The sequence below is a fragment of the Clostridia bacterium genome, from assembly GCA_026414765.1.
Taxonomy (GTDB): Bacteria; Bacillota; Clostridia; order Acetivibrionales; family DSM-27016; genus SKW86.
In genome coordinates, this window is sequence record JAOAIJ010000034.1 from 1 (window position 1) to 2,765 (window position 2,765).

Below are 2,765 nucleotides of genomic sequence, written 5' to 3' on the forward strand. Positions count from 1 at the left end.
ATGTTGCGCTTACTGCAAGGCTCACTGCACTCCTCAAACTTAAGTTCAGTTTCCTCTTTTCTTCCAGCATACGCTTTTCATCTTCTGTAAAAAGCTCTATGCTGCCTATTGCCTGTTCCGGTTTGTCCGAAACTTTTTCCAATAACGAAACAAAACGGTTTGCCATATCTTCCATAGTATCCTGGGTAAAGAGGCTTGTATTGTATTCAATAATACCCTTCAATTCATCTGTTTTGCTGAGGTATGCATCGATTTTAAAATCCAGTGTTGAACTGTTTTTATCCAGTTCATAACTCGAAAATGTCAAATCCCCGATATTAATATCATCTGTTGTATCAAACTGATTGTGCAGTATAAATACGGTATCAAAAAGTGAGTTTCTCCCAGAGTCAAGCTTCGGACCTATACCCTCTACAATCTTTTCAAAGGGATAATCCTGGTTTTCGTAAGCTTCCAAAATCAAGCTGCAGGCTGAATCCAGATAACCGCTAAATGCATCCTCATTTACAAAGTTAAATTTTATCGGGATATAGTTAACAAACATACCAATCAGATTTTCCAACTCCCCGTGATTTCTGCCAGCTACAAGCGAGCCAACTACTATCTCAGGCTGCCGGCAGTATTTGTTTAGCAGCAGGGCGTATATTGACAGTAGGACAGAATTTAAAGTTGCCCCTTGCTTCATAGCCAGTTCCCTTATTTTATAAACAGTTTCCCTATTTACCGAGAAGTTTATCTTATTTCCTGTAAATGTCTGTTTTACCGGGCGCTTAAAGTCCAAAGGCATATTCAGGACCTCTATTTTGCCTGAATATTTATCCATCCAGTATTTTTCCTGATTTTTTACATATTCTGTCTCCAGCAGATTATTATGCCAGACGGCATAATCCTTATATTGAATTCTTAATTCAGGGAGTTCCCTGGACTGGTATAAATCCATAAACTCCCTCATAATAAGGGCATAGGAGACCCCATCGGCAATGATATGATGTAAATCATAAAACAGAATATGCCTATCCTCAGCAACCTTGATCAGATATACCCTGAGTAGGGGCTGTTTAGCTAAATCGAACGGTTTTATAAGTCCATTTATAATATTTTTATATCCATTCTCATCTGACTCAATATAGTTCAAATCAAACTCAAATTCCTTATGTACTCTTTGAACAGCTTCACCCTCAGCAAAGCCAAAAGACGTCCTCAAAGCTTCATGCCTGCTTATGATTTTTCTGAATATTTCAGTAAAGCGTTCTTTGTTTACAGGCCCGCGAATCTCAATTGCAAATGGCATGTTGTAGCTTGTATCTCCACTATTCATCTGCTGAATGAAAAACACTCTCTTTTGTGATGAGGATAACGGATAGTAATTCCTCTCCTCAATTTTTTCTATCTGCTTGTAAACTCTTGAGGCTGATGAGGCAAGCTGCTTTGCCAGAGTACTGATTGTAGGTGCCCTGAACACGTCTGCAAGAGAAATGTCCGCATTCAACTCTCTGCTGATACGTGAAACCAGCGTTGCAGCCTTTAGAGAATGCCCTCCCAGTTCAAAGAAGTTATCGTTTATCCCTATTTTTTCTACCTTTAATATATCCTGCCATATTTCAACCAATTTTCCCTCTGCTTCATTTGTTGGCGCTTTATACTCAGTCCTGGATGTCTTTCTGTTATCTGCCTGGTAAACAGGAAGCTGCAACAGCAAGTGCGATGAATGGTTATCAAGGGCAAGCAGATAATTTCTGTGCAGAAGTCCTTCATTTTCGCCCATACCTGATTCCCACCGGTTATTTGTTGCCCCCCCGGTCTTCTCCTCATCCTCATTCACAGTATAAATTTTATAAGGATGGGCGCCATTCTTAAGGAAAAACACGTATTCTTCCTTAGATTCATCCGTAGGAACCAGCAGTTCTACCTTTCCTGCATAAGGCTTAAATACTGTAATTATCCTCATTTTTTTAGAAGTATCCATGATACTCTTTTCCTGAACATACCCCATATGCCTCAAAAAGCTTACAGCTTTTTCCGCGTCATTAACCACTACTTGAAGGATACTGCGTTTCGCCTGATGCAGTTCCATGGCCCCTGCCTCATTTTCTTTGCGCTCCAGCAGCTCAATAAGGCCAAAACCCTGAACCCTGATAAACATAACTTTGTCATAGTTGAAAAGAACGGCCTCTTTAGCACTGCTTATTACTTCAAATTCTATTCCTCCCGAGTTCAACACCGCCAGGAATTCTTCAAAGCTTTCAACGCAATAGCATAGGTGATACGGTACCTCTCCGTTGTACTCAAGAATTCTGGACACTGGAGATTCACTATTTACAGGAGCTACGAGTTCTACCGCATCATGATCCGCTTTCGTACACATAGAAAGGTATGCATTTTGTATGGGATCATGTACAGTAATTCCGCATTCAAAACCCTGTTTCAGATAATTGTCTTTTGCCTTCTCTATATCCTCTACAGCTAAAGCTATATGGTGAAGTTTATATGATACTGTTTTATTCTCGGTTACAGGCTTTTCCTTGCTGTATCCGGACAAATAATAGCACTCTATACTGCTGTGGCAGTCCGGTATTTTGTCTGAAGCCATACGGTAGAGTGTATGGCCGGAAGTCTCTTCAACTGCTTCCCAGCCGCTCCCTTTCAGGAATTCCAACGCAGGTGCATTCTTCGATGTAGGGCAGAATTTTGTCTCTACATATCCTGCACCGTGTTCCCTTGCGTACCTCCCTATACAGCTTACGATTGCATTCTCTACTCCCCTG

General features: G+C 40.8%; 1 protein-coding gene. It reads right to left on the reverse strand.

Annotation, left to right across the window (positions count from 1 at the left end):
- On the reverse strand, window positions 1-2,765 hold a 2,765-nt coding region (locus tag N3I35_13125), incomplete at both ends, for a condensation domain-containing protein (GenBank protein ID MCX8131026.1).